Source organism: Aquicoccus sp. SU-CL01552 (assembly GCF_040365005.1).
Classification (GTDB): domain Bacteria; phylum Pseudomonadota; class Alphaproteobacteria; order Rhodobacterales; family Rhodobacteraceae; genus Antarcticimicrobium.
Window position 1 is genome coordinate 59,525 of sequence record NZ_BAABWV010000009.1, and the last position, 25,842, is coordinate 85,366.

18 protein-coding genes and 3 pseudogenes are annotated in these 25,842 nt (G+C 62.3%); 15 read left to right on the forward strand and 6 right to left on the reverse strand.

The features are described from left to right. Positions 1-13 precede the first annotated feature (13 nt). Complete coding sequence (locus ABWV23_RS11745) at positions 14-1,126, reverse strand: porin (protein ID WP_353347899.1); 1,113 nt, start codon at positions 1,124-1,126, stop codon at positions 14-16. A gap of 804 nt (positions 1,127-1,930) precedes the next feature. On the opposite strand from ABWV23_RS11745, the pseudogene ABWV23_RS22405 reads away from it, so the two are divergent. Then, positions 1,931-2,053 (forward strand): annotated as a pseudogene (locus ABWV23_RS22405) (integrase arm-type DNA-binding domain-containing protein); the annotation flags it as partial. Positions 2,054-2,065: 12 nt separating this feature from the next. Then, complete coding sequence (locus ABWV23_RS11750) at positions 2,066-3,001, forward strand: tyrosine-type recombinase/integrase (RefSeq protein ID WP_502901653.1); 936 nt, start codon at positions 2,066-2,068, stop codon at positions 2,999-3,001. Positions 3,002-3,321: 320 nt separating this feature from the next. Here ABWV23_RS11750 and ABWV23_RS11755 read toward each other — a convergent pair. Then, a pseudogene (locus ABWV23_RS11755) lies at positions 3,322-3,812 on the reverse strand (transposase); the annotation flags it as partial. 368 nt (positions 3,813-4,180) lie between these two features. Here ABWV23_RS11755 and ABWV23_RS11760 point away from each other — a divergent pair. The 5 genes from ABWV23_RS11760 (at position 4,181) to ABWV23_RS11780 (ending at position 11,942) form a co-directional block, all read left to right on the forward strand. Continuing rightward, positions 4,181-6,115: a hydantoinase/oxoprolinase family protein gene (locus tag ABWV23_RS11760; RefSeq protein WP_353347901.1), complete on the forward strand. Its 1,935-nt coding sequence runs from the start codon at positions 4,181-4,183 to the stop codon at positions 6,113-6,115. A 5-nt stretch (positions 6,116-6,120) separates the two neighbouring features. Further along, the gene (locus tag ABWV23_RS11765; RefSeq protein ID WP_353347903.1) at positions 6,121-6,519 is read left to right on the forward strand and encodes an acetone carboxylase subunit gamma; all 399 of its coding nucleotides are present in this window, start codon (positions 6,121-6,123) and stop codon (positions 6,517-6,519) included. 108 nt (positions 6,520-6,627) lie between these two features. Then, positions 6,628-8,784 carry a hydantoinase/oxoprolinase family protein gene (locus ABWV23_RS11770; RefSeq protein WP_353347905.1) on the forward strand — a complete coding sequence of 719 codons (2,157 nt, stop codon included), beginning with the start codon at positions 6,628-6,630 and terminating at the stop codon, positions 8,782-8,784. A gap of 66 nt (positions 8,785-8,850) precedes the next feature. Next, positions 8,851-11,115: a hydantoinase B/oxoprolinase family protein gene (locus ABWV23_RS11775; RefSeq protein WP_353347907.1), complete on the forward strand. Its 2,265-nt coding sequence runs from the start codon at positions 8,851-8,853 to the stop codon at positions 11,113-11,115. Then, positions 11,112-11,942, forward strand: a complete 831-nt coding sequence (locus ABWV23_RS11780; RefSeq protein ID WP_353347909.1) for a hypothetical protein — start codon at positions 11,112-11,114, stop codon at positions 11,940-11,942. Before ABWV23_RS11775 ends, ABWV23_RS11780 begins: the two co-directional genes overlap by 4 nt. A gap of 66 nt (positions 11,943-12,008) precedes the next feature. On the opposite strand, the gene ABWV23_RS11785 is transcribed toward ABWV23_RS11780, so the two are convergent. Further along, the gene (locus ABWV23_RS11785) at positions 12,009-13,988 is read right to left on the reverse strand and encodes a sigma-54-dependent Fis family transcriptional regulator (protein ID WP_502901650.1); all 1,980 of its coding nucleotides are present in this window, start codon (positions 13,986-13,988) and stop codon (positions 12,009-12,011) included. Positions 13,989-14,443: 455 nt separating this feature from the next. Here ABWV23_RS11785 and ABWV23_RS11790 point away from each other — a divergent pair, with 455 nt between their 5' ends. The 3 genes and pseudogenes from ABWV23_RS11790 to ABWV23_RS11800 all read left to right on the forward strand — a co-directional run. After that, positions 14,444-15,724 carry a CobW family GTP-binding protein gene (locus ABWV23_RS11790; RefSeq protein ID WP_353347913.1) on the forward strand — a complete coding sequence of 427 codons (1,281 nt, stop codon included), beginning with the start codon at positions 14,444-14,446 and terminating at the stop codon, positions 15,722-15,724. A 42-nt stretch (positions 15,725-15,766) separates the two neighbouring features. Then, positions 15,767-17,053 (forward strand): RNA polymerase factor sigma-54, encoded by a 1,287-nt coding sequence (rpoN, locus tag ABWV23_RS11795; RefSeq protein WP_353347915.1) that lies wholly within the window; start codon positions 15,767-15,769, stop codon positions 17,051-17,053. Between the two features lie 409 nt (positions 17,054-17,462). Continuing rightward, a pseudogene (locus ABWV23_RS11800) lies at positions 17,463-17,636 on the forward strand (helix-turn-helix domain-containing protein); the annotation flags it as partial. Between the two features lie 80 nt (positions 17,637-17,716). Here ABWV23_RS11800 and ABWV23_RS11805 read toward each other — a convergent pair. Further along, complete coding sequence (locus ABWV23_RS11805; protein WP_353347917.1) at positions 17,717-18,304, reverse strand: DUF6538 domain-containing protein; 588 nt, start codon at positions 18,302-18,304, stop codon at positions 17,717-17,719. A gap of 372 nt (positions 18,305-18,676) precedes the next feature. Between ABWV23_RS11805 and ABWV23_RS11810 the strand changes: the two genes are divergently transcribed. The 5 genes from ABWV23_RS11810 (at position 18,677) to ABWV23_RS11830 (ending at position 23,224) form a co-directional block, all read left to right on the forward strand. Continuing rightward, complete coding sequence (locus ABWV23_RS11810) at positions 18,677-19,381, forward strand: helix-turn-helix domain-containing protein (RefSeq protein ID WP_353347919.1); 705 nt, start codon at positions 18,677-18,679, stop codon at positions 19,379-19,381. A 68-nt stretch (positions 19,382-19,449) separates the two neighbouring features. After that, positions 19,450-20,712 carry a plasmid recombination protein gene (locus ABWV23_RS11815; protein ID WP_353347921.1) on the forward strand — a complete coding sequence of 421 codons (1,263 nt, stop codon included), beginning with the start codon at positions 19,450-19,452 and terminating at the stop codon, positions 20,710-20,712. 84 nt (positions 20,713-20,796) lie between these two features. Further along, positions 20,797-21,042 (forward strand): helix-turn-helix domain-containing protein, encoded by a 246-nt coding sequence (locus ABWV23_RS11820; protein WP_287262640.1) that lies wholly within the window; start codon positions 20,797-20,799, stop codon positions 21,040-21,042. Continuing rightward, positions 21,042-22,352, forward strand: a complete 1,311-nt coding sequence (locus tag ABWV23_RS11825; protein WP_353347923.1) for a type II toxin-antitoxin system HipA family toxin — start codon at positions 21,042-21,044, stop codon at positions 22,350-22,352. Before ABWV23_RS11820 ends, ABWV23_RS11825 begins: the two co-directional genes overlap by 1 nt. Beyond that, entirely contained in the window at positions 22,349-23,224 is an 876-nt protein-coding gene (locus ABWV23_RS11830) for an endonuclease NucS domain-containing protein (RefSeq protein ID WP_353347925.1), read from the forward strand. The genes ABWV23_RS11825 and ABWV23_RS11830 overlap by 4 nt, the downstream gene beginning before the upstream one ends. A gap of 9 nt (positions 23,225-23,233) precedes the next feature. Here the strand turns inward: ABWV23_RS11830 and ABWV23_RS11835 are convergent, their stop codons facing one another. Together ABWV23_RS11835 and ABWV23_RS11840 are read right to left on the reverse strand one after the other, a co-directional pair. Continuing rightward, positions 23,234-24,376 carry a DUF4268 domain-containing protein gene (locus ABWV23_RS11835; RefSeq protein WP_353347927.1) on the reverse strand — a complete coding sequence of 381 codons (1,143 nt, stop codon included), beginning with the start codon at positions 24,374-24,376 and terminating at the stop codon, positions 23,234-23,236. Positions 24,377-24,750: 374 nt separating this feature from the next. Beyond that, on the reverse strand, positions 24,751-25,686 hold the full coding sequence (locus ABWV23_RS11840) for an endonuclease domain-containing protein (protein ID WP_353347929.1): 936 nt from the start codon (positions 25,684-25,686) through the stop codon (positions 24,751-24,753). Positions 25,687-25,842 lie beyond the last annotated feature (156 nt).

Consider the following 25,842-nt stretch of genomic DNA (forward strand, 5'->3'; position numbering starts at 1 on the left):
GAAAGGAACCGGATCAGAACTTCCAGCGGGCCCCGAAGATGACCGCTTTCAGATCGTTGTAGGTGGTTGTCGAGGAATCCTCATAGGAATACTCGCGGTACCCCAGGTAGGTTTCCATGTTGGCGTCGTCGATGTTCTGCACCAGGGCGACACCGTAGGATTCCGATTCCGAGCCCGCGCTCACGAGGTCGTCACCGGTATAGTAGTCGACCGAAACCGCGGTCGAACCGATGGCAAACAGGTCGGCGGTGTAGCCCAGCTTGATGTAGCCATAGTTGCCGGTGGTGTCGCGGTCGCCATAGGAAATGGCAGCGTTGAAACCGGAACTGTGCATCGCGCTCAACGACGCCACGGTGTCACGTGTATCAGCAGTAGCCCCCGCATTGTCGTTCCAGGTCACGGCCAGGGCACCGTCGATTTTCACGTCGCCGAACTGCTTGCCATAGCGCACGGCCACGTCATAGGCCTCGTCTTCGTCGCCGACGGTCAGGATGTCGGTCCCGTAGGAGGCCGACAGCGTGAACCCGTTCAGCGACACGGTGTCATAGCGGACACGGCCCAGGCGGCCGCCGTCGAAGGTCGGGAAGGCGTCGCCGATCGAGATCCCCGAGAGCGCCCCGGCGGTGGTTGTCAGCTCAAAGCTGCTTGCCAGGTCCTCGACCGATGCGGACGCGGCAAGGTCAGTGCCGGACAGGTCGGCAAAGGCCGCGCCATCGGCTGCCATGCTGCCCTGACCAGCCGAGAACGTCCCGTAGTTGCCCGACAGGCTGAAGTCGACCTTACGGATGTCGGTGCGATCCCAATCCACCCAGTTCGGATCGGTACCCTGGCTCAAATCGCTGGTGCCGCGCAGGGAAAGCCCGGTTTCGAAGTTGAACTGGAACGTGTTTTGGCCGAGAGGCTGGCGCAGGTAGAACCCGATCCGGCTGGGCGAGCTCGAGTTGTCTGCGGCGTCGCTATAATCGTTCACGCCGTCATCGACCGACAGGAAGGACGGGTTCAAGTGACCGTAGAAGGTAAAGCTGCCGCCGCTGGCGCTCTCGTAGGTCGGGCCGGCAAGCGCCGGGCTGCCCAGAACCGCTGTCGCGGCCGTCAGGGACAGGGTTTTGAGGAGAAGGTTAGACATCTTGTTGGTCTCCGTTGGTTGGACCCCCTACCTAGGAGTCTCCTATCTGGCCGCCAGACCTAAACTGAACAGTTCGGTTTATTTCTGCACTTGCACAAAACCTGTTGCAATGCAGCATCACCCGGAACAGCAGGTTGTGCAGAACTGCACAATCATCGTAACGTCACAGATCTTGAAACGCGTTTCCTCAATGATTTTATGGTGTTGGAAAAGCTGATTGAATCGCGCCCAGCACCGGCTTTATGCCCTCTGCTTGCTGTCGCGCGTAACCGTCCGTTCCGGATTTCACCAGACCGAGTCGCGGGCGCGCCAGGCAACGTGATCGCGCGTGATCGTGTAGCGCCGCCATACAGGTCAAACTACGTCGGCACTCGGATGTGCACCTTGGCTGGAGCCTCCGCATCGACAACTTGGGAAACATCTTGAGAGACCCCGCCGCGCGATGGTCTGGCGACAAACAAGTTCGGGGCTGAATGGGGCGGGATTTCCATCCCGTTTCTTATGGCGATTTCAGTGTGATATGCTGATCTCATGGTGCGGGTGAAGGGAACCTGTAGCAAATTGCGTAGTGTTTCAATGTGTGTTGACCCCCTTTGTTGCACGGCGCAACTCGCAAGGTGTTGCGCGATGTCGCAACATGGTGCAGCCCAAGCGGGGGGCTGGATTGGGGGGCCAATGGCAGGCATCAACAAGCTGAAAGCAACGCAAATCAAGAACGCGAGACCCGGCGACAAGCTGGAAGACGGTGGCGGGCTCAGGTTCATCGGGACTGGATCAGGAGGAAAATAAGAGTTCCAGTTTCAACTCAATGGCAAGCGCCGGAAGATGGGCCTTGGATCGCTGCGTGACGTGTCCCTGGCGGATGCGCGGAAGGCGCGGGCAAAATGGGCTGCCGTTCTGCAAGACGGGCTCGACCCGATCACGGAGCGCCAAAAAGCCATAGACGACGAGGCAAAGCGCCAGGACCAACAGGATCCGACGTTCGAAGAAATGGCGCACATCGTGTTCGAAGCACGCAAGGCGAAACTGAGGGACAACAGAAAGCGCGGGCGCTGGTTCTCCCCTCTCAAGATCCACGTGATCCCCAAGATCGGAAAGAAACGGCTGTCGACCATCCACCAGCGCGACATTCACACGGCGATTGCGCCGATCTGGAACACCAAGCATGAGACGGCAGACAAGGCGATGAACAGGACGCGGATGATTTTCCAAGACGCGCGACTGATGGGATACCCCGTCGATCCATTCGTGTGCGATGCGGCCCGGCACATGCTCGGTCACGTGGAAGCCGTGGAAACACCGATTCCATCTACGCCCTGGCAGGAGGTGCCCGATCTGTTCGCCCGGCTGGACAAGCCCTTCCCTTCCTATCTGGCGCTACGCTGGATCATCCTGACCGCAACGCGCGGGACGCCAGCCCGGGGGGCGCGGTTCAGCGAGATTGACGGCGACGTGTGGATTGTGCCGGCGGATCGGATGAAGGGCCAGCGCGGAAAGGTTAAGGACTTCCGGGTGCCGCTCTCATCCGCTGCCCTCGATGTGCTTGACACGTGCCGGGAATACGCGACCAGTATCCTCCTGTTCCCGTCGCCTCGCGTTGGGTTCATTTCGCAAGAGATGCTGACCCAATCGCTCAAGCAGTTGGGCGAGGCGGGCCGGCCGCACGGGTTCCGGTCGTCATTCCGATCGTGGGTACAGGACACGGAAGCGGCATCTTGGGAGGTTGCTGAAACCGCACTTTCCCACACCATCGGCAACAAGGTGGAGCGATCCTATGCCCGCTCCGATCTTCTCGATCGGCGGCGCATCCTCATGCAGAAATGGGGGGATTTCGTCACTCGATCCGCAGCAAAGGTGGTGAAACTGCACAGGTAGCAAGGAAGTGCCATGAACTTGGCGTACCTGACCAATACGGGTTTCAGATACGTTCACCGTCCGGCCCCCAAAAAGTTCTTGTTGCCGCTGCCGTTGCCACGATTGAGTGGGCCAAGAGGCGCATCCTTGCCACCCTCGTGCCCAAATGTGCGGTCAGCTCAGCCCTGAAAAACAACCGGCACGCAGTCGTGGCTCTTAGTCCAATTCGGTGTATCCGCCCGGCGTGACCGCCGTTGACAATCAAGTTGGCCCCCAATTCCAGGGACTCCGTTGTGGAATTCGATTGACGGCCAAGCTTCCCCTTTCCCAGGACACACTTGTCCCACGGCCTCTGTGATGGGTATGCCGAGCGCGGTGAAGCCGTTCATGATGGCGACGCGAACCTGAAGCTCGGCGACCTGACGCTCAGGGGCCCTTGCCATCGGTCGTTGGCCCAGCAGCTTCATGCAGTGCATCCGCTGACCGTCAGTGCATTGCGCAGCACTGTCACGAGAGGTTTCGTCTCGACGCGACTTCGGCGGTGGTAGCCACTCCACTTTTTCCAGAGCGCTCGGCCGAGGGATTTCGACGAAACCGGTCGTCTGCCTGAGCGCCATGCCGAACAGCACCTTCATCGTAAGGCAGGTCTGGATCGCGGCGTCGCTGTAGGTGGGCTGGCGGCCTCGCTTGCCGGTCGGCTTGGCCTCCCATGTCATTTCAGGATCAAACCAGCCTTACGGCAATTGGATGGTCGATGAGCCATGACGCTTGAGCGCTTCATTGTAGGCCGTCCCGTACTTGATCTTGTAGGTTGGGGTGTCGGCCTGCTCATGCCCGCCAGCTATTTCGCCGGATTCACGAGATGAGTCCACAACCTGATTTGCGTAGCAGAGCCGGTCAGGGTCCAAAGAACTTCGGACGGGCCTGTCCTCAACCTGTTCGAAATCCGGACGTCAGGAAAATCCCGGAGTTCCGGGGTAATGCCTTCGCATATTTTATTTCCATTAATTTCAAGGGCCTCCCTGAAATTTCCCCCAGATATCGCGATATTGGTAAGCTTCCTGCTTCTCCTCTGGGCAGGCTCGGTCAGAAGGCCGGACGGGACAGGAGACTCGTTCGCTCAAGGATCGGACCCGGCGCACAGGCTGCGCCGTCGGGGCCGCTTGGCCAGCGTAACAGGAACGGGAGGAGAAGTGCGGAATGGCATTTCAGATCAATATCGATAACGGCGGCACTCTGACCGACGTCTGCATCATGTCGGATGACGGCGTGAAAAAGACCAAGGTTCTGACCACGCCCTATGACCTGTCGAAGTGTTTTTTCGAAGGTCTGCAAAAGGCGTCCGAGACCCTCTACGGCGCCGAGGATGTGAAGCGGCTTCTCGAAGAGGTGGAGCTGATCCGCTATTCGACAACGCAGGGAACCAATGCGATCTGCGAACGCAAGGGGCCGAAACTGGGGCTGGTGCTCGACGCCGCCTCTGCCGATCTGCCGCAGGCGTTGCAGGCCCATGATCCGGATGTCTATGACGCGCTGGTCGGTAATCGCGTGGCCTTTTTCGACACCGCCGTGCTCGATACCGCCGAGGCCGAGGTCGAGATCGTCAAGACCATCAACCAGCTTACCGCCAAGGGGGCGAACCGGCTGGTGGTCTGTTTCGGCGGATCGGATTTCCATGCCGCCGAGGACGTGGTGAAAAAGATCGTGCTGCGGAAATATCCGCGTCACCTGCTGGGCGCGGTGCCGGTGCTTTATGCATCCGACCTGACAGTCGACCGCAACCCCGAACGGCGCGCCTGGTCCGCCCTGATCAATTCTTTCCTGCATACCTCGATGGAGGCGTTTCTCTACCAGGCCGAGAACCGGCTGCGGGACTATCGAACCAAGAACCCGCTGTTGATCTTCCGCAATGACGGCGATGCCTCGCGCGTGGCCAAAACGGTTGCGATCAAGACCTACAGCTCCGGTCCGCGTGGCGGGATGGAGGGACTCAAGGCGTTCTCCGGCCTCTACGGGTTCCGCGATGCCGTTTCGATCGACGTGGGCGGCACCACCACGGACATCGGCCAATGCACCGACGGCAAGGTCGCCGAGATCCGGCGCGGCAATGTCGAGGGGATCAGCGTCTCTTTTCCCCTGTGCGAGATTTCCAGCGCCGGGGCCGGCGGTAGCTCGGTGTTCAAAGGCGCCGACGGCACCATCACCATCGGCCCTGAAAGCGTCGGCGCCCTGCCTGGCCCGGCCTGTTTCGGGCGCGGCGGCAAGGAGGCGACGATCACCGATGCCAGCCTGCTGGCGGGCCTGCTTGATCCGGCCTCCTATTTCGGCGGCGGCATGGGACTTGACGCGACCAGGGCCGAGGCGGCGGTCATGGCCAATGTGGCCGACCCGCTGGGCCTTGATCTGGACGCTGCCGTACTGGCCATGTCGGATGCCTTTGAAACCAAGATCGCGGGTGAGTTGCATCGCTTTACCCAGATCTCGCCAGACACGGTGCTGATGGCCTTCGGCGGCGCTGGGCCGCTCAACGCCTGCGGCGTGGCCGAAAAGGCGGGGATCAAACGGGTGGCGATCCCGGCGATGGCCGCGGTGTTCTCGGCCTTTGGAATCGGCACCTGCGACGTGTCGCAACGCTATGTCGTGGGGCTGGAGACCCATGACAGCGAGACCCTGCGCACTGCAATCGACACGCTGACGAAAAAGGCCGCGCGAGACATGTTCGCCGAAGGCTTTGACGAGGGCAGCTATACCGTCACCGCCCGCCTTGTCGCCGAAACCCCCGAGGGCGACGTTGTGCATGATCTGGACGGATCGCCCGAGTTCCCGCAAGCGCTGGCTTCGGCCACGGCGGTGGAGCTGGAACTCAACGCGGTCAAGGGCCTGCGTCACGGCGGCGGGGATGCGGTCTCTGTCCATCGTGCGACCAAGGCAACGCCCGCCGATACCCGCAAGGTGCTGGTCCCCGAGCAGGGCCGGATCGACTTGCCGGTCTATCATCTGAACACGATGACCCCGGGCGATTACGCGCAGGGGCCCGCCATCCTTGAGGAGGATTATTTCACCGCCCGCGTGCCTGCGGGCTGGACGCTCGTCGTCTCGGAGGCCGGCGACGTCATTCTGGACCGGGAGGAGTAAGACCGATGAAGATACCGATGACCGAATACCTGCGCATCAATCTTGAAACCGAAAAGTGGGAATGCCGCGTCTGCGATCACGTGATCGCGCCGGCGGAAGGCAACTACAAGGAGGGACTTCTGGTTCATAACCGTGACCCGCGTGAGATCCACCCGCCGGTGATTGATCCGGACAAGTACAAGTTCACCTTCAGCCCTGACCCGGAATGGGTGCGCATCCTGGAATTCTGCTGCCCCTCCTGCGGCACGCAGGTCGAGACGGAATATGCCATCCCCGGCCATCCGCCGCTTTGGGACATACAGGTCGATGTTGCCGCGCTCAAGGCGCAATGGGCCGCGCGCGGCCCCGAGATGCTGCCCGATGCCGGCCCCTCGGTGGTGGCGGGCCGGGCCCATACCCACTGACCATTTCACATGACATGTCCGTCGGTGCCCTGCGGGGCGCGGGCGGACGGACACCACCGGGAGCGACCGTCGAGGAGGACGGCCCCCGGGCAGACACAGGGAGCGAGAATGAAACGCGTATCCGTTGATATCGGTGGTACCTTCACCGACTGTTTCGTCGTCTGGGGCGAGCAGTATATCGAAACCAAGGCACTGACCACGCATCACAACCTGGCCATGGGCTTCAACGAGGCTCTGGGCAAGGCCTGCGACGTGCTTGACGTGGATCTGGAACATGTCCTGACTGAGGTGGACAGTGTGCGCTATGCCACCACGCTGGGCACCAACGCGCTGATCGAGCATAAGGGCCCCAAGGTCGGAATGCTGGTCACCGCCGGTTACGAGGCCACCGTCCCGCTGAGCCGCGCGCGCGGTTATGGCGAAGGGCTGGACACCCTCGGACAGCAGGACATGCCGAATGCACAGCGCCCGGACCCGCTGGTCGAGGCGCATATGATCCGCGGCGTGCGCGAGCGTCTGGATTTCCAGGGCAATGTGGTGATGCCCCTGGACGAAGAGGACGTGCGGCGCCAGTTGCGCGAACTGGTCGACCGTGGCGCGCAGATCATTGTTGTCGCACTGGTCAACTCGGTGGTGAACCCGGTGAACGAGCAGCGCATCGAGGAAATCCTGCTGGAGGAATACCCCTCGCACCTGCTGGGCGCGATCCCGGTGATTCTGTCGCACCAAGTGGCCGGACGTAAGGGCGAATACGTGCGCTCTACCTCGGCCATCGTCGACGGGTATCTCCACTCCACCATGTACCACGCGCTGTCGCAGCTCGAGCAGAACCTGCGCGCGCATACCTATGACAAACCGATGCTGGTGATCCACAACTCCGGTGGCATGGCGCAGCTCAACTCCACGGACGCCCTGCAAACCATCCACTCTGGCCCGGTGTCCGGCATCGGTGCGTCCGAGCACCTGTCGTTGCAGGCCGAACTGGGCAACGTGATCGCCACCGACATGGGCGGCACCAGCTATGACATCGGCATCGTCGTCGAGGGCGGGGTCAAGCACTATGACTTCAACCCGGTGATCGACCGCTGGCTGGTGTCGGTTCCGATGGTCCACCTAGTGACACTGGGGGCCGGGGGCGGCTCGGTCGCCTCCTATGACCGGATGTATAAGACCGTACAATGCGGGCCCGAAAGTGCCGGATCCGATCCCGGTCCGGCCTGCTATGACCGGGGTGGCATGAAACCCACGGTGACCGATGCCGACCTGCTGCTGGGCTATCTCGACCCCGAGAATTACGCTGGCGGCTCGATCCCGCTGAACCCGCGCCGGGCCAAGGCGGCGATCGAGGACACGATCTGCGACGACCTCGATTGCGAGGTGATCGAGGCGGCCAAGCTGATCCGTGAAAAGGTCGACGACAACATGGCCAACGGGCTGTTCACCGAGCTGCGCGCGCGGGGATATGACCCCAAGGACTTCACCATGCTGGCCTATGGTGGCAACGGCCCGCTGCATTGCTGCGGCATCGCGCAGAATCTCAGCATCGACAAGATCCTCGCGCCGCCGTTGTCTTCGGTGTTCTCGGCCGTCGGGGCGGGCAACATGCACCAGCTTCATATTCACGAGCAGTCGCTCTATCTGGTGCTCTACGACAGCAACACCCGCCACATCTTTGACGACTACGACCGCTTCAACGCGATTATTGCCGAGTTGAAGGAAAAGGGCCGGCAGGACCTGCTGCGTCAGGGTGTTGCGCCCGAAGATATCCGCCACGATCTTGAACTGGACATGCGCTATGGCAACCAGTTGGTGCAGACCACGGCGGTGGTACCCACCCACGAGTTGCACGGTCCCGCCGACGTTCTGGCGATGATCTCTCAGTTCTCGACCGACTACGGCAAACGCTTTGGCGAAGGGTCGCAGGCGCCAGAGGCGGGCATCCGGATCAATACCATCCGCGTGGCGACATATGCCCGGCACGAAACGGTCAAGTTCGAGGACATCAAGCCGTTGCCCAAGGCGGAGCGCAGCGCCGCACCGGCCCCGGCCAGCCGCCGCACCTGCCATTTCGTCGGACAGGACGGGCCGATCGACACACCGGTCTGGACCCGCACGGACCTGAACCCGGGGGTTGAGATCGAAGGACCCGCCATCGTCACCTCGGAGGTCACGACCTTTCTGGTCAATCCGGGCTGGACATTGGTGGCGGCGAAACAAGGCGCAACCTGGTTCCTGCGCAACGAAACCCCGGCCATCCGCCACTAAACCGGTCAGTTCCGGCGCCAGGAGGGGCGCCGGAACGCACGCGTAATCCGACAGGAGGAGACAGACATGAAAGACATGAGCACCACGGCCCCGTCGCTGGAAGAAATGAACCTCATCAAGAAGTTCCTTGATGACACCACGCTGTTTCTCGGGCCCGATCCCGAGATCATGCAGAACCATGACCTGATGCCGCGCACCGAGGACGAGAACGCGGCCATCGCCAAGGTGTCCGACACCCATATCGTCGCCAAGATCCGCGACCGGCTTCAGTCGGGCTGCGACGAAGGCTTTGAAATGGTCGAACAGATGGGGGCGGCCCCCGGCGCCAAATGGGGCGACGTGATCACCGGCGTCTATTCGGCCAGCGGCGATCTCGCCATTGCCTCGGCGGGCGGCGTCCTGATCTTTTCGGCGCTGGTCCACCACCCGATCAAGTTCATCATCAAGAACTGGATGAACGATCCCACGGTGGGCGTGAAGGAAGGCGACGGGTTCATCCACAACGACAGCCGCTATGGCAACGTCCATAACACCGACCAGTCGATGATCCTGCCGATCTTTCATGACGGCAAGTTGCTGTGTTGGGTGGCCTCGACCGTGCACGAGGGCGAGAACGGCGCGATCGAGCCCGGCGGCATGCCCTCGATGGCCGAAAGCCCCAGCGACGAAGGGCTGAAGATGTCGCCGTTCAAGGTGGTCGAGAACTACCAGATCAAGCGCGACATCCTGACCTTCCTGCAGAACTCGGTGCGCGAGCCGAAACTGCAATACGAGGACATGAAGGTAAAACTTTTCGCCTGCCTGCGCATCAAGCAGCGCATCGAGGAGACACTGAATTCCGATGGGCCGGAGGCGCTGGTTTCGACCCTGCGCTTGACCATGGAGGACGTGCGCGCCGAGGTGAAGCGGCGGATTTCCGAATGGCCGGACATGACCGTGCGCAGCTATATCATCCAGGATTCGACGCTGCGCGAGAACTGCGTGGTCAAGATCAACTGCAAGCTTACCAAGACCGGCGACCGGCTGATCTTTGATTTCCGTGGTTCGAGCCCGGAATTCACCAACCGGGCGACCAACACCATCGTTGCCGGTCTCAAGGGCATGCTGGCGCAGGTGTTCCTGTGCTATGTCTGGCCGGACCTGCCGCGCGGACAGGCGGCCTTTGCACCGATTGAGGTGATCACCGATCCGCATTCGATCGTGAACTGTTCCTATGATGCACCGAACTCGCAATCGCTGATGTCGATCTTTACCGGCTTCACCGCCGGGCAGCATGCGGTGGCCAAGTTCCTCTACTCCTGCCCGGAGAAGTTCACCAAGGTGCATGCGCCGACCTTCAACATGATCAACACCTTCATCTGGGGCGGTGTCAGCCAGCATGGCGAGACCCTGGGCAACCTCTGCGCCGACCTTAACGGCATGGGGGCGGGCGCCACATCGGACCGCGATGGCGAACACGCGCTGGCGCCGATCTTTGCCACCATGGCCGACATCGGCGAACAGGAACTGAACGAAGAGGAGGTTCCCTTCCTGCAACTGGTGTCCAAGAAGATGACCCGCGACGCCATTGCACCGGGCAAATTTCGCGGCGGCCAGGGCTATTCGATGATGGTGGCAACCAAGGACTCCGAACAGTGGGGCTTCATGACCACCGCCGAGGGTGCCAAGATCCCGCCGTTGCAGGGTCTGTTCGGCGGCTATGCCTGCGGCACCTACCCGCTGTGCAAGGTCAAGGATGTGGACGTCTACGATGTCCTGATGAACCAGCCGGAGAAATTCCGCCACTCGATCGAAGAGATCATGAACGAGCAGCCCTTTGACAACGCCAAGTACAGCACCCATCACATGGGGATGGGCTTCGAGATATCGAAGCGCGGGGAATTGTTCATGATCAGCCAGGGTGCCGGTGCGGGCTATGGCGATCTTCTGGAACGTGACCCGGTAAACGTGGTGAAGGACATCGAAGAGGGGCTGATGTCGGCCGAAGTGGCGGCGCGGCTTTACAAGGTGGTCTTTGATCCCGAAACGCTTGCCATCGACTTCGAGGCGACCGAACAGGCCCGCGCCGAGGAACGCAAGGCTCGCATCGCACGCTCGGTGCCCTATGCCGAGTTCATCAAGGATTGGAACCAGCCCAAGCCGCCGGCGCACCTGCCCTATTTCGGGTGCTGGGGGGATGACATCGACACGCTTTACATGGGCGCTCCGGATATCACCCGTCGCGCGGATGAGCCCCGGCCCAACTACATGATGCACCCCAAGGATGTCCGCATCGCCGAGCTTGAGGCACGCCTGACGGCCGCCGGTGTCGCAGGAGACGAAAAGCAATGAGTCAGCATCTCGCAGATGATCTGCCCGACGCCACGGGCACGAAGGCGCTGCGGGTCTGGCTGGAGTCGTCGGGCTATGCCCGGCGGCTTCTGCTGGGCGCGGAGGGCGACCCCTGGGCCGAGGGCGCGGCGAAATACCTGTCGTTCTTTACCCAGGCCCGCGGACTGCTGCGCTCGGACGTGGCGGTCGTGAATGTCGGCGATCTGTTCCGATCCTGGTTGGCGCACCATCCGGAGCTGGCCGCCGAGATGGGCTCGAAACGGCGAGCCACTTATCCCTTGCGGCGCATGCTTGAGGAAGAAGGTCCGCGTGCCCTGCTGGACGAAGTGGCCGAGGCTGTTGGCGCCCACCTGCAAGGGCAGGTGCCGCTGGTGCTGTCGACGCCCGCCCCGGGGGCCTGGCTGGCAGAGGCGCAGCGGATGGCCGGACGAGAGCCCGCCGTCGACGCGGACACGACAGAGGACGCGGCGATGTATGTCGCCGATTTCATCCGCTGCGTGTCGCAACGGCCGGTTGGTGGCCTCCTGATCGAAGAAGAGGAAACGCCGGGGCCGGCGGATCGCTATGGCCCGCTGCTGAACGCCGCACGGCACTACCGCTGGTCCGTGGTGGGGCGCGGCGTGGCGTTACAGGATGCGGCCCGGTTCGACGCCGTGATTGGCGAGGGCGACAACGTCACCGGTCGCGACATCAGTGCGGCGCTTTTCTCTGGTGGAGAGCTGCCAAAGGCGGGCCCGGCGCAATTCCTCTATGCGCAGGTTCCCGTGGATCACCCACCCGAGGCCGTACTGGACGCGGTGTCACGGCTTCAGGGGGGTCCGGCCTGACCGCTCCGACCCCGACGGATCCTCTTGGCGGACCGGCATCCCGGGTTCGGGGTGCCTTTTCGCGCATCATTGCCGGAGTTGCTCCACCCCGTCTTTCAGCCCCAGCTTGTCGAGGCGGACATAAAGCGTGCTTTTGGCGATTCCGAGATCACGCGCCGCCGAGGTCAGGTTGCCCCGGTTATGCGCAATGGCGGCAAGGATCGCCTCGCGCTCGGCCAGTTGCAGCGGCGTCAGCCCTTGCACCGCGACGGCCTGCGCCTCCGCCTGTTGCAACTCCTGCGGCAAATGCCGGGGTTCCAACCTGTCACCGCCGCTTTCCAGGAACATGCCTTCGAGCACATTGCGCAACTCACGAATATTGCCCGGCCAGTCGTGCGACCCGAGCGCCGTCAGAAGCGCCGGATCAATCTCGGGCGGGGCGGTTTCATAGCGTTTGCCGATCTCCTTGAGGAGATGCGCGGCAAGCACCGGCAGATCCCCTACCCGCGCCCGCAAGGGCGGCAGTTCCAGCGTCGTCACCGCGATCCGGTAGAACAGGTCCATGCGAAAGGCCCCCTCCGCCGCTGCCGCCTTGAGGTCGCGATTGGTGGCCGCGATCAGGCGCAGGTTCACCTTGCGCGGCGCGTTCTCGCCTATGCGATAGACTTCTCCGGTCTCCAGAACGCGCAGTAGATGCGGTTGCAGGTCAATCGGCATTTCCCCGATTTCATCCAAGAACAACACGCCCCCGTCCGCCGCCTCTATCTTGCCGATCATGCCGCCGCGCCGGGCCCCGGTGAATGCCCCCTCGGCGTAACCGAACAGTTCGCTGGTCAAAAGCTCGCGCGAGAAGCCGCCGCAGTTGACCGCGACGAACGGTCCGTCGGCCTTTGGTCCGCTTTCGTGCAGGGCCTGGGCAAAGGCATCCTTGCCCACCCCGGTTTCGCCCAGAAGCAACACCGGCGCCGGGCTTTTGGCCAGCAGCCGCGCACGGCGGACCGCCTCGCGATAGGCCGGTGCCTGCCCGCTCAGCCGATCAAAGGGATCAACCTTTGCGGTCCCCCGCGATACCGTCCGACAGGGTGTGCGCTGCACCACGGCCGAGCGATCAGGCAACACCAGCACAGCGCCCAGCCGCTGTCCGTCGACCATGATCGGCTCGATCCAGTCGCGGTCAACCCAGTCGGGCATGTTCTCTGGCGCGATCTGCCCCTTGCGCCAGGGCATTGTCAGATCCCGGATTGCCATGTCCCGGCCATCGTGGTCCTTGGCCAGTTCGGTCATCAGGGCGGCGGCGCGTTCGTTGGTCTTGATCGGCGTGCCGGTGCGGTCGAACACGATCACGCCATCCCGTCCCGGCGACCGCAGCCGGTCGAGACAAAGGTCAAGCAGACGATAACGAAGTTTGAGATCCCGCTGTGCCAGGCGGTTCTCGATCCGTCCTGCGGCGGTAATCGCCAGAGACAGCGTATGACGGCTGTAACTTTCGTTCAGACCGGACAGGTCGAGGGCACCGATGATCGCCCCGCTGGAGGGTTCGCGGATCACGCTGGCGGCACAGGACCAGCGTTGGATACCCGAGCAGTAGTGTTCGGCGGAGTGGATCTGGATCGGCTGGCCAATTTCCAGCGCGGTGCCGATGGCATTGGTGCCAGTGGCCTGCTCGCTCCAGTTCGCGCCGGGCATGAGGTGGATCGCCTCGGTCGGGTCGCGCAGGGAGTTGTCCCCCTCGACGTTCAGCACCGCGCCGGTCGCGTCGGTCAGGACCATCACCGTGCCGGTTTCAAACAGGAAGTCGCGGGCCGAGGCCGTGACCGCGCTGCTGGCTTGCACCAGTTCGTCATTGTCGGTCAGAAGATCATAGAGCGCATCCCCCTGTGCCGGCGGTGGTGCGCCGTCCCGTTTCGGATCGACCTCGCCAAGGCAGCGCTGCCATGAATCGTCGATCAGCCGACGCAGCGCGTCCGACCCGACCTCCTGCCCGTCCATGAATCTCTCCCAGGACGCCCGTATCTGTGCATCGTTTTCAGGCCGAGAAAGTCTCTGCTGCAAAGCGGTACCAGGCACTCGCTGTCTCCTCCTCTTGATCGCGGATCCTGGTGTTCCCTCGAGGCCGAACGCGCCCCCTCCCAAGAGCATTGCGCCCGGCTTCGGCGCCCGTCATCCGGGCGCGCACCGTCCACTGGGCGGCAGACTACCACCGTTTGCGATCTGCACAAAACTTTTGAAGATCAGGGCCCTATCGCACCGGATCGGGTGGCTGCCCAAGAGGTGTGGGCCGGATCACTTCGGGCTGGGCCCCCTCGCGCGACCGATCCCCCCTTGCGTGCCTTGTCCCGGTGGCGACCTGGCGCCAGGGTACGGCCCGTCCACCCGTCCGGATACCGGACGCAGCCGTCCGGTATCCGGACGCCTGCCCGCGCAGGTCCCAGCAACCAGGTTCGCCAAGGGCTTGCACTATCACGTTCAGGCGGCAACGGTAAGAAACCTGCTTCCCCTATGGGAAGAGAGGGAGGAGAAACATGAACAGGAACGATTTCATCCTGGGCGAAACGATGCGACCGCAGGCCGGTGGACGGGTGCCGGTCACGGTTCTGACAGGGTTTCTGGGGGCCGGGAAAACCACTCTTTTGAACGAACTCGTCCGTCGGCCGGATATGGCCGGTGTCGCGGTTTTCATCAACGAATTGGGCGATATCGGCATCGATCACCACCTTGTGGAGCGAATCGATGATGCGCTGGTGATTCTTGATTCGGGCTGCCTGTGCTGCACCGTGCAGGGGGATCTGATGGCCGCGCTGATGCGTCTGCACGACCGCATGGCACGACGTGAAATCCCCCCGGTGAGCCGGGTGGTGATCGAGACGACGGGGCTGGCCGACCCGGGACCCGTGCTGCGGGCACTGATGGAGGACCGGCAGGTCTCGGCGCGTTATCGCTGTGATGGAATCCTGACGGTGGTGGATACGACCCGCGCGCGCGACCAGATTGACCGCCACCGCGAGGCCGTGGTGCAGATCAGCATGGCGGACCGGTTGCTGTTGTCGAAATGCGATCTGGCCGGACAGGTGGAACGCGACGCAGTGGACCGGGCGCTTGCGGTGCTGAATCCAACCGCGCAGCGGGTCGTCCTGGATCATGGGGCCGCCGATCCTGAGGATCTGTTTGCAAGCGGCCTCTACGCGACGGAGGACAGGCCGGATGATCTGAACAGTTGGCTGGGCGGACCCTTGTGGAAAGGCGGAACCACTGCGGCGAAGGTCGGTCACGGGCTCGTGGCGCTTCCGACGCCGGCCGAAGTCGGGTCTATGGCACATGCCGCACCGCACAGCGGCCGGGTCCGCAGTTTCGTCGTCACTTTCGACACCGCCCCCGGGTGGCGCGGATTTTCCGTCGCACTGGGAGAGATCCTGTCGGATTGGGCTGGCAAGCTCCTGCGTGTGAAAGGGCTGGTGGCGCTGCCCGGCCTAGACGTCCCGATGGCCGTGCAATGCGTTGAAGAAACCGCCTATGCGCCGGTCCGGCTGGATGACTGGCCCAAGACCGGACCGCTGGCAGACCGGCGCGGGCGACTGGTGTTTATCGGCGAGGATCTGACCGCTGAGGACGAGGTACAAATCCGAACCCGGCTGAACGATGTGCCCGGCGATCGCGCGGCGCTACGCCAGGCGGCGGCGCGACGTGATCTGGCGACCCGCGCATGGCTGGCCGAACGGTTGCCACTGACCCCCAACGCCGGGTTGGCGTCAGAGGCATTCGTGATTCAGCCGCGTTTTCTGGGCGAGGCCCGACGCCATGGCTGATCTTTCAGGAAGGCTACCACAGCAGCGAAGGAGAGGCAGATAATGATCGGGCTTCGCCTGCAGCAAAGCACGTCACAACGCATGTCGCAGGTGATGCAGCAGGCGATGGGGCTGCTGCAAATGGATCACGCTGATCTGGCCGGCTACCTGATCACGCAGGCGGCGACCAACCCCTGCCTCAAGGTCGCGCTGCCCTCCCCTGACCCAGCCCCCCGCGCCGCGCCGCGAGCTTGGCGCCCGGCCCTCTTGGGCAGCGGTGAGGAGGTCGACCGGTTGGCCGCGCAGGCCGACGGGCTCTATGCGCATGTGACGCGCCAGATCGGGTTGCTGTTCCGTACCGCCGAGGACATCCGCATCGCCACGATTTTTTCCGAGGCGCTGGAGCCAAGCGGTTGGCTGGGCAGCACACTCGATGAGATCGCGCGGCAGGCCGCCTGTTCCATCCGCAAGGCGCAGGAGATCCTTGCACGGCTTCAGCAAATGGAACCCGCCGGTCTCTTTGCCCGGTCTCTGGCCGAATGCCTGCGGCTGCAATTGCTGGATCAGGAGGCGCTCAGCCCGCCAATGGCCCGGTTGTTGCAGGCGCTGCCCCAGTTGGCGCAGGGCGACACGGAGGCGCTCATGGCGACATGCGAGGTCGACGCCGAAACTCTCGCGGCGCTGGTTACCCGCCTGCGCCGGCTCGATCCGAAGCCAGGCATCCGGTTCGACGCGACGCCGGAATTGCGCCGCCCCCCCGATCTGATGGCCACGCGCGATTCACAGGGAAAGTGGCAGGTGGAGTTGAACGCCGAGACCGCCGCGAAGATCACGGTCGAGCCCCTGTCAGGGGCCGAGCATCGCGCCGCCCGGGCCGAGGCGCGCTGGATCGACCGGACGTTGTCACGCCGCAACGCACTGATCCTGCGGGTCGCCGCCCATGTTCTGGCGGCTCAACGGGACTTCCTGGATCACGGCGCGGCGCATCTGCGCTCGCTCAGCTGCGCCGGTGTCGCCAAAGAACTCGGGCTGCATGAAACCACCGTCGGTCGGGTGCGCAACGGCCTGTTACTTCAGACCCCGTCCGGAGGGATGCCCCTGCGCGCGTTCTTCGCGCGCGGCGGCACCGAACAGGGCGACGGATCGAAGGTGCCCGCAGCAGCGCTCTCCGCGATGATCGCGGAGCTGATAAGCGACGAAGACAAGACCGCCCCTCTGACCGACAGCGAAATCTCCGAGCGGCTGGCGGAACGCGGGGTCGCGGTGTCCAGACGCACGGTGGCAAACCGGCGCCGGAATGCAGGCCATCCGGCGGCGGCCAAGCGCCGTACGCCCCAGGTCTTGGCCTGACTGTTCAGGACGTATTCGCTCTGCCCAGTGACCCGCCCTCTGCTTGCCTCTTGTACCGCGACCTGCTGGCAGATCCACGGGTTCCGAACCTGACCCGGCGATGCCACGTCTCGGTCGAGACATGGCGATACCCGTAGTTCCGGAAGGGTTTGGTGATCGATCAGACCGTGTTGACCGCAGTCCGAGTCAAAGGTGGTGAATCTGCGTGGTTAGAAACCGCGTTTTCAACCCTTCTTCGTCCTTGGTGGACTATGCTGCGGCACAAGACCAAGCGGTGCCCGGACAGTACATTCGCAGGGCGCACCTGTTCAAGACGCGGGAGAAAGCGCTACAGATGAACCCTTGCAAAAAACCAACAGCCATCACAGAAAGATGGGCAGTTGCATGAAAAATATCATGGGCAAGTTGGATGAACTGGGACGACCTTCGGGTGTTTGCTGTCGTTGCCCACCATGGTGGCATTTCGCAGGCCGCACATGCGCTACTGCTTGATCCCGCGACAGTCAGCCGCCGCATCGCCCGATTGGAGACAATACTGGGAATCGCCCTTTTTGCGCGCTCATCGCGTGGCGTCGTCCTCACTGATTTTGGCGAGCGGCTGCTCGACAACACACAACAGATCCAAGCAATCACGCAGAATATCGTGCCCGGCGACGCCCATCCTCACAGCGACCTGCGTGGGCTCTGTTTATGGCGTGGATGCCCCTCATCGCGCTCAGCGGCCCGTGCCAGCGCTCCTAGCTCGGCATGGCAGAGGGCACGGGCAATCTCGCGCCGCTCAGGGTTTCCCGGTTTGGCATCAAGGTTGCCAGCGGCTCGAAAACGCTCGATCTGGGCACCCACCAGCGCGCCTAGCTCCGCATCGTCGGCCCTTCCCGCCACGGCCTCACGATACCGGCTGACAAGAAGATTATCAATGCCCACCGCCGCATAACGCAGATCGTTCCGAAGCTCATCGTCAAAGGCCAGTCGCTGCATGTAGTGGCTCAGGGCGATCTCCGCCGGAGCAAGCGGATAGCGCGCCGGGACGGCCGGCACCTGCCCCTCCCCGGCTTGCTGCTCAGCCCGGGCGATCCGGTGTTGAAGCTGGGCCACCGCGCCCGGCAGCAGCTTGAGCGCATCCCGATGGTCGCCGCCCAGAGGGGCGCGCAGTTCAGTCTTGCCGACGATTCCGCGTAGGTCTTTCGGAACCACAAGCCGGGCGTGATACCGCCCTCCGCGGTTGACTAGATGTTTTACCTTGCCCGCCATGATGACCCCGATTGTAACCAAAGTTGTAACCTTGAAACGGGCAAAGGCCCTGTGATGCAAGGGTTTTCTTTAATCTCAATGGGATAGGTTGGTGCGGGTGAAGGGACTTGAACCCCCACGCCTTGCGGCGCCAGAACCTAAATTGGGCGAAGTTCTCAGACGCTCAAACACTTGGCGAAAAAGTTTCGCAGGACATAGGCAGAACGCCTTGTGAACCTGCGAAACACCAGATCGGGGATGGACCAAAGAAAAACCCCGACGCGCTGGCGGGCGCAATCGGGGTTCAATGCTCTTCGAAAAGCATCCTGTGTGATCAGGAGATTATCACGCCTCGGGCTGCCCCCGCAACCTCTGCGATGACGGGAGGGAGCCATGGCTGAGCTCAACCGTTTCGAATGGCTCAAGGCCGTGCTCCAACTGCCCGAGGTGGCCGCATCGACGAAAAACGTCGCAGCCGCCTTGGCGATTGAATTCGCCAATGATGAGACGGGCAAGATTTGCCCCGCGCTGACAACGCTGGCGGAGTATCTGAAGCTGTCCATTGCGACGATCAAGCGGGCGATCCGTGAGCTGGTCGCTTTGGGGTGGCTCGATCGCACAGAGGGGCGTGGGGCCGGAAACTTCACCCGCTACCTGCTGAAATCTCCCTGCAAGATCATTCCATTCCGTATCCGCAAAAAGGGTTCATCACCGAGCCTTCAGGCGCAGGAAAAGGGATCACCTGTGACCGAAAAAGGGGTCATGGCTGAGCCTTCCTATAAAGAACAATCCTTTGAACAAAAAAGCGCGGGCGGGCCGGATCGGCGGGATGGCAAGCCATCCGCCCCGCCGCGCGCAGGCTCTGCCTCCGTCTTCGTTGCGCAGTTTTCATGGGCTGGGAAATGCTGGGGAGAGTTTTGCAGTGACATGTTTGGTCGCGACCTGAATCGGCTGGTCGAGGAGATTATGCGGGAAGGTCAGAGAGGATATCTCTTGCCGTGTGCTAAGCCACCTTTGCGGCGTGCGGATTGGCCAGCGTTTCGGGCAGACCTTCTGGCCACCGGTTTTGGGCAGCCCCAAGCGAGGGCCGCAGCATGAGTGGGGGTAGCTTCAAATCCTTCGTCCGCGCGGCGAATGTGAAGGCCGGATCGACGGGGAAAACGTCGATGGGTGGGATCGAGGCCCATGCCAAGCGGCTCGACAAGACCTCGTTGCTGCGCCGCGTCCGTGAGCTTGACCCCTTGGCATGGTCGAAGATGGGATCGGGTATCAACGCGGGCGGTTGCGACCTCTGGGATGCCTTCAAGCGGCACAAGGAAGAGACCCGCGCGGTTGAACGCGGTGGTGCGTCATTGGCCCTGCACATGCTGGTAGGCGTATCGCGGGAATGGCTGGAAGAGGACGGGCGCGATGCGCATTCGGCTGAGAACGACCGCATCCAGCGGCTGTTCGATGAGGCCAAGGCTTGGGCAGAAAGCTGGGCGGGCGAAGGCGCGGTCATTCACACGCGCTTTGATCTTGATGAGCAAGGCAGCGGCAATGTCGATCTGGTGGTCGTGCCGGTGCGGATGCAGCGCCGCAAAACCCGCAAGAACGCGGCGGCAAAAGAGGTGCTGACGATCTCGACGCGGATGGCGAAGGAAGAGCTGCGGAAAGCGATGAAGGCCAAGAATTCCGGTCAGGCGATGCAGTCGAGCTGGAATGCGTGGTGCAAGGACCGCCTCGATCTGCGGATCGAACGCGGGAAGAGTTCAGATCAAACCCGCCGCAAACACATCCATGCCGATATTCTGCGCGCGGAGGGCGAAAAGCAGCGGGCCGCGCATCAGGCCGCCATGGCGGCGGTAGAGGTCGAGAAACGGCAAGCCACCGCGCGGGCAGAGGCCGAAGCCAAGGCCGCAAGCGAGGCGCTGCTCCTCTGGGCCAAAGCGGCAAGCGGCCCCTATCACGGGCTGCTGCTGGAGGATCTGAGCGAGGCAGAGGAACAGGCCTATGACCTGCATCGCATGGTCGTGGGCCGCTATCGCGCGGCGCTGCGGGCGGAACGCGACGGGCGGCTTTACCCCGAGCAAAGCCGCTTCCTGTCGGAACTGCGTAATGCCGAACCGGACCCCGATCGCTATGTCGCGGCGGCATTGACCGAGGAGATCAGCGGCGCGGGCATCGGCCTCGATATGATTGAGCGGATTTCCGAACTGATGCGGCGGCTGTTGCAGCGCATTGTTCAGACCGTCGAGGCGCATCTGTTGCGCTATTGGACGCGCGAGGATGGCGGGCATAAATGGGATGTGAAAACCGCGCGGCTGTGCTTGGGATCGGCGGAGCTGGTCGATCTGGAAGCGCGGGCGGAGCGCGAAGCCGAGGAGTTGCGAGCGGCGGAACCTGTCTATCGGCGCTTGGCGGACCGCGGACGAGCGCTTGATGTATGATTTGCGGTGCGGCGTAAATTATGAAATTTTACGTTGAAGCGTAATTCGTTTTAATTTACGCTCTGCCGTAAAAGGAGTCGCGTCATGGACCTCTCAGCCAGAACGGCCGAACAGATCGGTGAAGCGATCCGGCGCGCGCGCAAGGCGCGTGGCTGGACGCAGGGCGATATCAGCGCGCGCACCAATCTGCGCGTGGCGACGATTTCGTCGCTGGAAAACGGCGATGCGGGCACCAAGCTGGCAACGCTCTTGGCTGTCATGGCGGCGCTCGGGCTGGAGTTCCGGCTGGTCGAACGTGGCGGCTCGGTCGAGATTGAGGACATCTTCTGATGACGAAACGCGGGCGCAGCGGCACGATGCAGGCGCTTCTGAACGGGCGGCTGGTGGGGCATCTGCGCCTTGCCAGCTCCGGCGCGATCAGCTTTGCCTATGATCCGGGTTGGCTGGCGTGGGAACATGCCATGCCGATCTCGCTGTCGCTGCCCCTGCGCGAAGAGGCACATCAGGGCGCGCCGGTCATCGCCTATCTGGAAAATCTTCTGCCCGACAATCAGGCGATCCGTGAGCGTGTGGCAGCGCGGGTGCGCGCGGGTGGCACCGATGCTTGGAACATGCTGGAAAAGATCGGGCGCGACTGTGTGGGGGCATTGCAATTCGTCTCGGGCGAGGTATCCGAGGCGCACGGGCTGGAGGGCGAGCCGGTCACGGATGCCCAGATTGCCGCCCTGCTGCGCAATCTGGCGAGCGCCCCGCTTGGCCTTGAGGAAGACGATGATTTCCGCATTTCCATAGCGGGCGCGCAGGAGAAAACCGCGCTGCTGCGCCACAATGGCGAATGGGTCCGGCCCTCGGGCCTGACGCCCACGACCCATATCCTGAAGACCCAGCTTGGGGTGCTGCCAAACGGGATCAACCTGTCGGATAGTGTCGAAAATGAGTTCTTCTGCATGAGCTTTTGCCGCGCCATGGGCGCGGATGTCGCCGAGGTCGAGATCGTCGATTTCGAAGATGTGCGCAGCCTTGTGGTGACACGGTTTGACCGGCGCTGGACCGGTGACGGGCGGCTCATCCGCCTGCCACAGGAGGATTTTTGTCAGGCCCTCTCTGTGCCGCCGAGCCAGAAATACCAGATGGACGGCGGGCCGGGGATCACCGAGGGCATTGGCCTTTTGGCAGGCAGCGATGATGCGCTGGCCGATCAGCGCGCCTTCTTCCGCGCGCAGGTGCTGTTCTGGCTCTTGGGCGCGACGGACGGCCACGCCAAGAACTTCAGTATCGCGCTGCGCCCCGGCGGCTTCCGCATAACGCCCCTTTACGATGTGCTGAGTGCGCAGAAGGCCGTCGATGACGGGCAGATCCGCCAGAACCGGATGCGCCTCGCTATGGCGGTGGATGGGCACTACCGGATTAACGAGGTGGTGCCGCGTCACTTCCTGCAAGCTGCCAAGGGGGCGGGGTTCGGTGTGGCGCTGGCGGAGGAGGTTCTGGCAGAGGTTGCCGGGCGTGTGGAGGGGGCGCTGGAAGAAACGGCTGCCCGGATGCCTCAGGACTTTCCCGAAGACTTGGTGCAGACCATCGCGCAAGGCGTCAAGCAGCGCGCCAGATCTCTCTGGATCGAGAAAGGGTTCGACGCGGAATGAAGAAGTTCGAATTCCCGAACGGTATCTTGCTGGAAGAGATCGAAGAAGGGCTACTCGTTCGGCAGGGGGATGAGGCCTATGTCGCGCGCGATTGGTGCCTGACGGCACCTGTGATCGAGCTTGTTGAGACCGCAATGGCGGCAGGCCTGCACTGGATGATCCGCACCGATCACCCGCGCCGCAATGCGCGCTGGCCGAACCGGCGCGGTGTCGTCTATCTGGCATTCTCGCCATCAGAGCATCAGCAGTGGGCCTTGGCCATAGACACGATCCGGCCTGTGAGTGGCGACTTTGGCCATGGGGTGTTCAACGGTAAGTATCACGAGCAGTTCTTGGCACTCGGGCTGCCCTTAACCTTCGAAAAACGGAACAAGGGGGCCGGGCACTTGGTTGTCGCGCGCGAGCATGTTTTGCCGACCCTTGCGGCCCTGCGCGGGTTTGACCATCGGGTGCTCGATCTGGGGCGCACCGAGCGCAGTCATGCCGGTTTCGCCACCGAATACGACATTCAGCGGGCCATCCTGAACCAATGGGCTGACACGCCATTCGCGACCCGTCATGCAGTCGTGCAGGACGAATACCCCGTGGATGGCGGGCTGAACTCCCGCCGGATCGATGTGCTGGCGCAGGATCCGCAATCGGGCGACTGGCTGGTGATCGAGATCAAACGAGCCGAAGCCAATGCGGATGCCGTTCGGCAGGTCGAAGATTACCTGCTGGCATTGGGTCAGAAGGACGAATTTGCCTTTGGCAAACTGAACGGCGTGCTGATCGCTGAGCGTATATCGGCGACAGTGCGCGAGGCGGCACAAAGCGCAGGGATCGCAGCATATGAGATCGAATGGCCTGTGACCCTGCGCCGGGTGGCATAGCGCAGCTGCTCAATCCTCAATCGCAACGGTTCTCAGCTTGCGCGCGGCGGTTTTCAGGTCTTCGGAGATCGCCTTCTCCAGCCGCGCACGGTGATCGACCAGCCAAGCAATCATCTCGGGCCAGCTGTCTTTGTTGAAGCCGTCGCAGTCATGCGCGGCGACAATCCGGCTGACTTTGTTGTCGTCAAGCCTAAGCCACTTCAACGCCCCGCCAAATGCCGTCTCGATTTTGGCTTTCTGCGCTTCGAGCGCGTCGAAAATCGCTTTGTTCTGATCACGCTCCGCGCTTTCAAGGTTCAACTGAACACGGACCTCTTTGCTCGACAGAATAAGCGAATAGTGGCAGCCAGATACGCCAGAGCCCGTCGAAATCCAGTTGTCCTTCGACGGGCTGATATTCGCGTATCGCGTTTGGCCCGCCGAACGCAGGGCGGCGAGTGTTTCCGTCCAGAACTCCAGCCGCAGTCGGTGACTGCGCCGCACGGCCCCGGCTGCCTGCGCCTCACTCTTTTCCTTCCCGGCGATCCCGATCATGAATTCCTCTGCCTCCGGCGTCGGAATGATCTGCTGCACGTCGAGGATCAGCTCGTCGCCAAGGCTGTAGGGCGTCACCTTGAAGCACTGGATCGACAGCCCGTGCCCCAACAGCCACATGACCGTGGCCGTTACTTCTTTACGGAAATTCGCAGCGACCATCATGATGCGCTGGCTGTTGCCCTCGTTCAGGACGGTTTCCTCCAGATCGGCCCCGTCGAGGAATTCGCTGATGATCGTGGCGGCCTCGCTCCCCGTGCCGCCATGGTGACGGTCGAGGTAGGAGCGGAAGATTTCGATGATCTGGCTGGTTTTCAGGCTGGAACAATAGGCCGCGTATTTCAGCGATTGCCAGACCAGATCCCGCCCGGAATCGTCGAGCTTGTTTTCGATCAGCACGAGCTGGCCGTTCTTGTCGAGCGCCAGCAGATCCAACCGTTCGCGCGTCTCGTCGAAGCCGTCGAATTCCTTCTGGATGATCAGCAGGTCTTCCCCGAAGGCATCGGGCGAACTGATCAGCCATTCCTGAAGGTTCTCCCGTTCCCGGAAGCCAAGCTCACCAAAACTGCGGTGTTTCAGGCGCGACAGGCGGTTGGTGGCAGGGTCGATTTTGAACATGGATCAGGCTCGGAAAATGAAATTGGTTGCGATAATGTGTAAGCGTCTCAGGCGGATGGCGCAAATGCTCGCGCCCGGCTTTGGATCAACTTGATCCATCATGACCTATTTCCCACTTTTTAAGTGGTAACGCACTACCACTTATCCGGCGAGCCGGACCGCTCCGCTTAAGTTCATGCGCCCTGCGGGGCGGGTTTGCGCTGCTGATGACGGGGTTTCCAAGTTCCTTGATTTGGGGTTTCTACCGCCGCCCCCGCCTTCCCCTGCCATGTGGGAGGGCGATGTCAGGCGGGGCCGGTGTGTGTAACGGTAGCCGGAAAATCCACATGAGCGAGACGCCAAGGATCGAGCGATTGTGGGGTTTCTGGCGGGCGTCAGCGCTTGCCCCCAAACTCTGCCGATAGCTGATCGAACATCTTCGCAAGCTCTGGATCGGCATCCAGTTCTGCTTGAAGGCGTTTCATTTCTTCCTCGGCTTCTTGAGCCACACGGTTGCGATCTTCTTCTATCCTTTGCGCAGCGCGCTCATTGAACCGTGCCATTTGCGCATTGAACTTGGTTACCCCCGCCCCCATGCGATCTATGCCAGTTCCAACAGAGGCCACGAGACCCGATACGCCGAATTTAGGCACCTGCGTGAGCCGCTTGTGGTCGGCCATTATTCCATCCGCTCCTTGCGCGCAGCTGGCGCGCGCCTTCGCCTTGTGGGCCAGCCAACCTGAGCGCGCTTGGCGAACCTGCCTGATGGCGTCTTCGGGCTTGTAAAGTGTGACTTTTGCGGGAATGCGCAGGATTTCATAGCCTTTCGCCGCAAGCGCTTTGTCTCGTTCGGCATCGCGCTCGATGGCTTTGGGCGAGGAATGCCATTGCGCGCCATCGACTTCGACGATCAGGCCGTCGTCGATCAGGAAATCTAGGCGGTAATTCATCACCGGCACCTGCAACTGCAAGGTCAGCCCGCCGCCGCGCAAGCGGCCCTTTTCAGGTGTGAGATTGAAGGCTTCGACCATAGCGTCGAGAAAGGCGACTTCCGCCGGAGATTCGCAATGGTGCTGGAAATATCGGTGCCAGTTCTCGTCGTCTGCGGTCAGCGTTTCCAGCTTACTGGGAGGGCTGGGCTCATCTTCGTCTTTCGGCTTGATCCACGCGGTGACGCCCCAAATCACTACGAGTTGCAAGAGGATGAGTGGGGACGCGAACACGAAGGCAAAGGTGAAGGCGGTCCAGCCGAATGCGGCCCACAAAAGCCAATCGGGCTTATTGTTCGCGGCTCCCAGAATCCGTGCCACAACCAGAGACGCGGCGATCATTGCCTGAAATCCAATTACTGCCAGTGAAAGCACACAATCCCCCAATGCGATTGGCTAAATTTTTGGATCATCTTCATTAGGCAGCACACCCATTAATTCTTGTTTGGTTGCATAGTTTTGTGATTCACTCCCGAGCGAACATCGGGCGGGAGGATA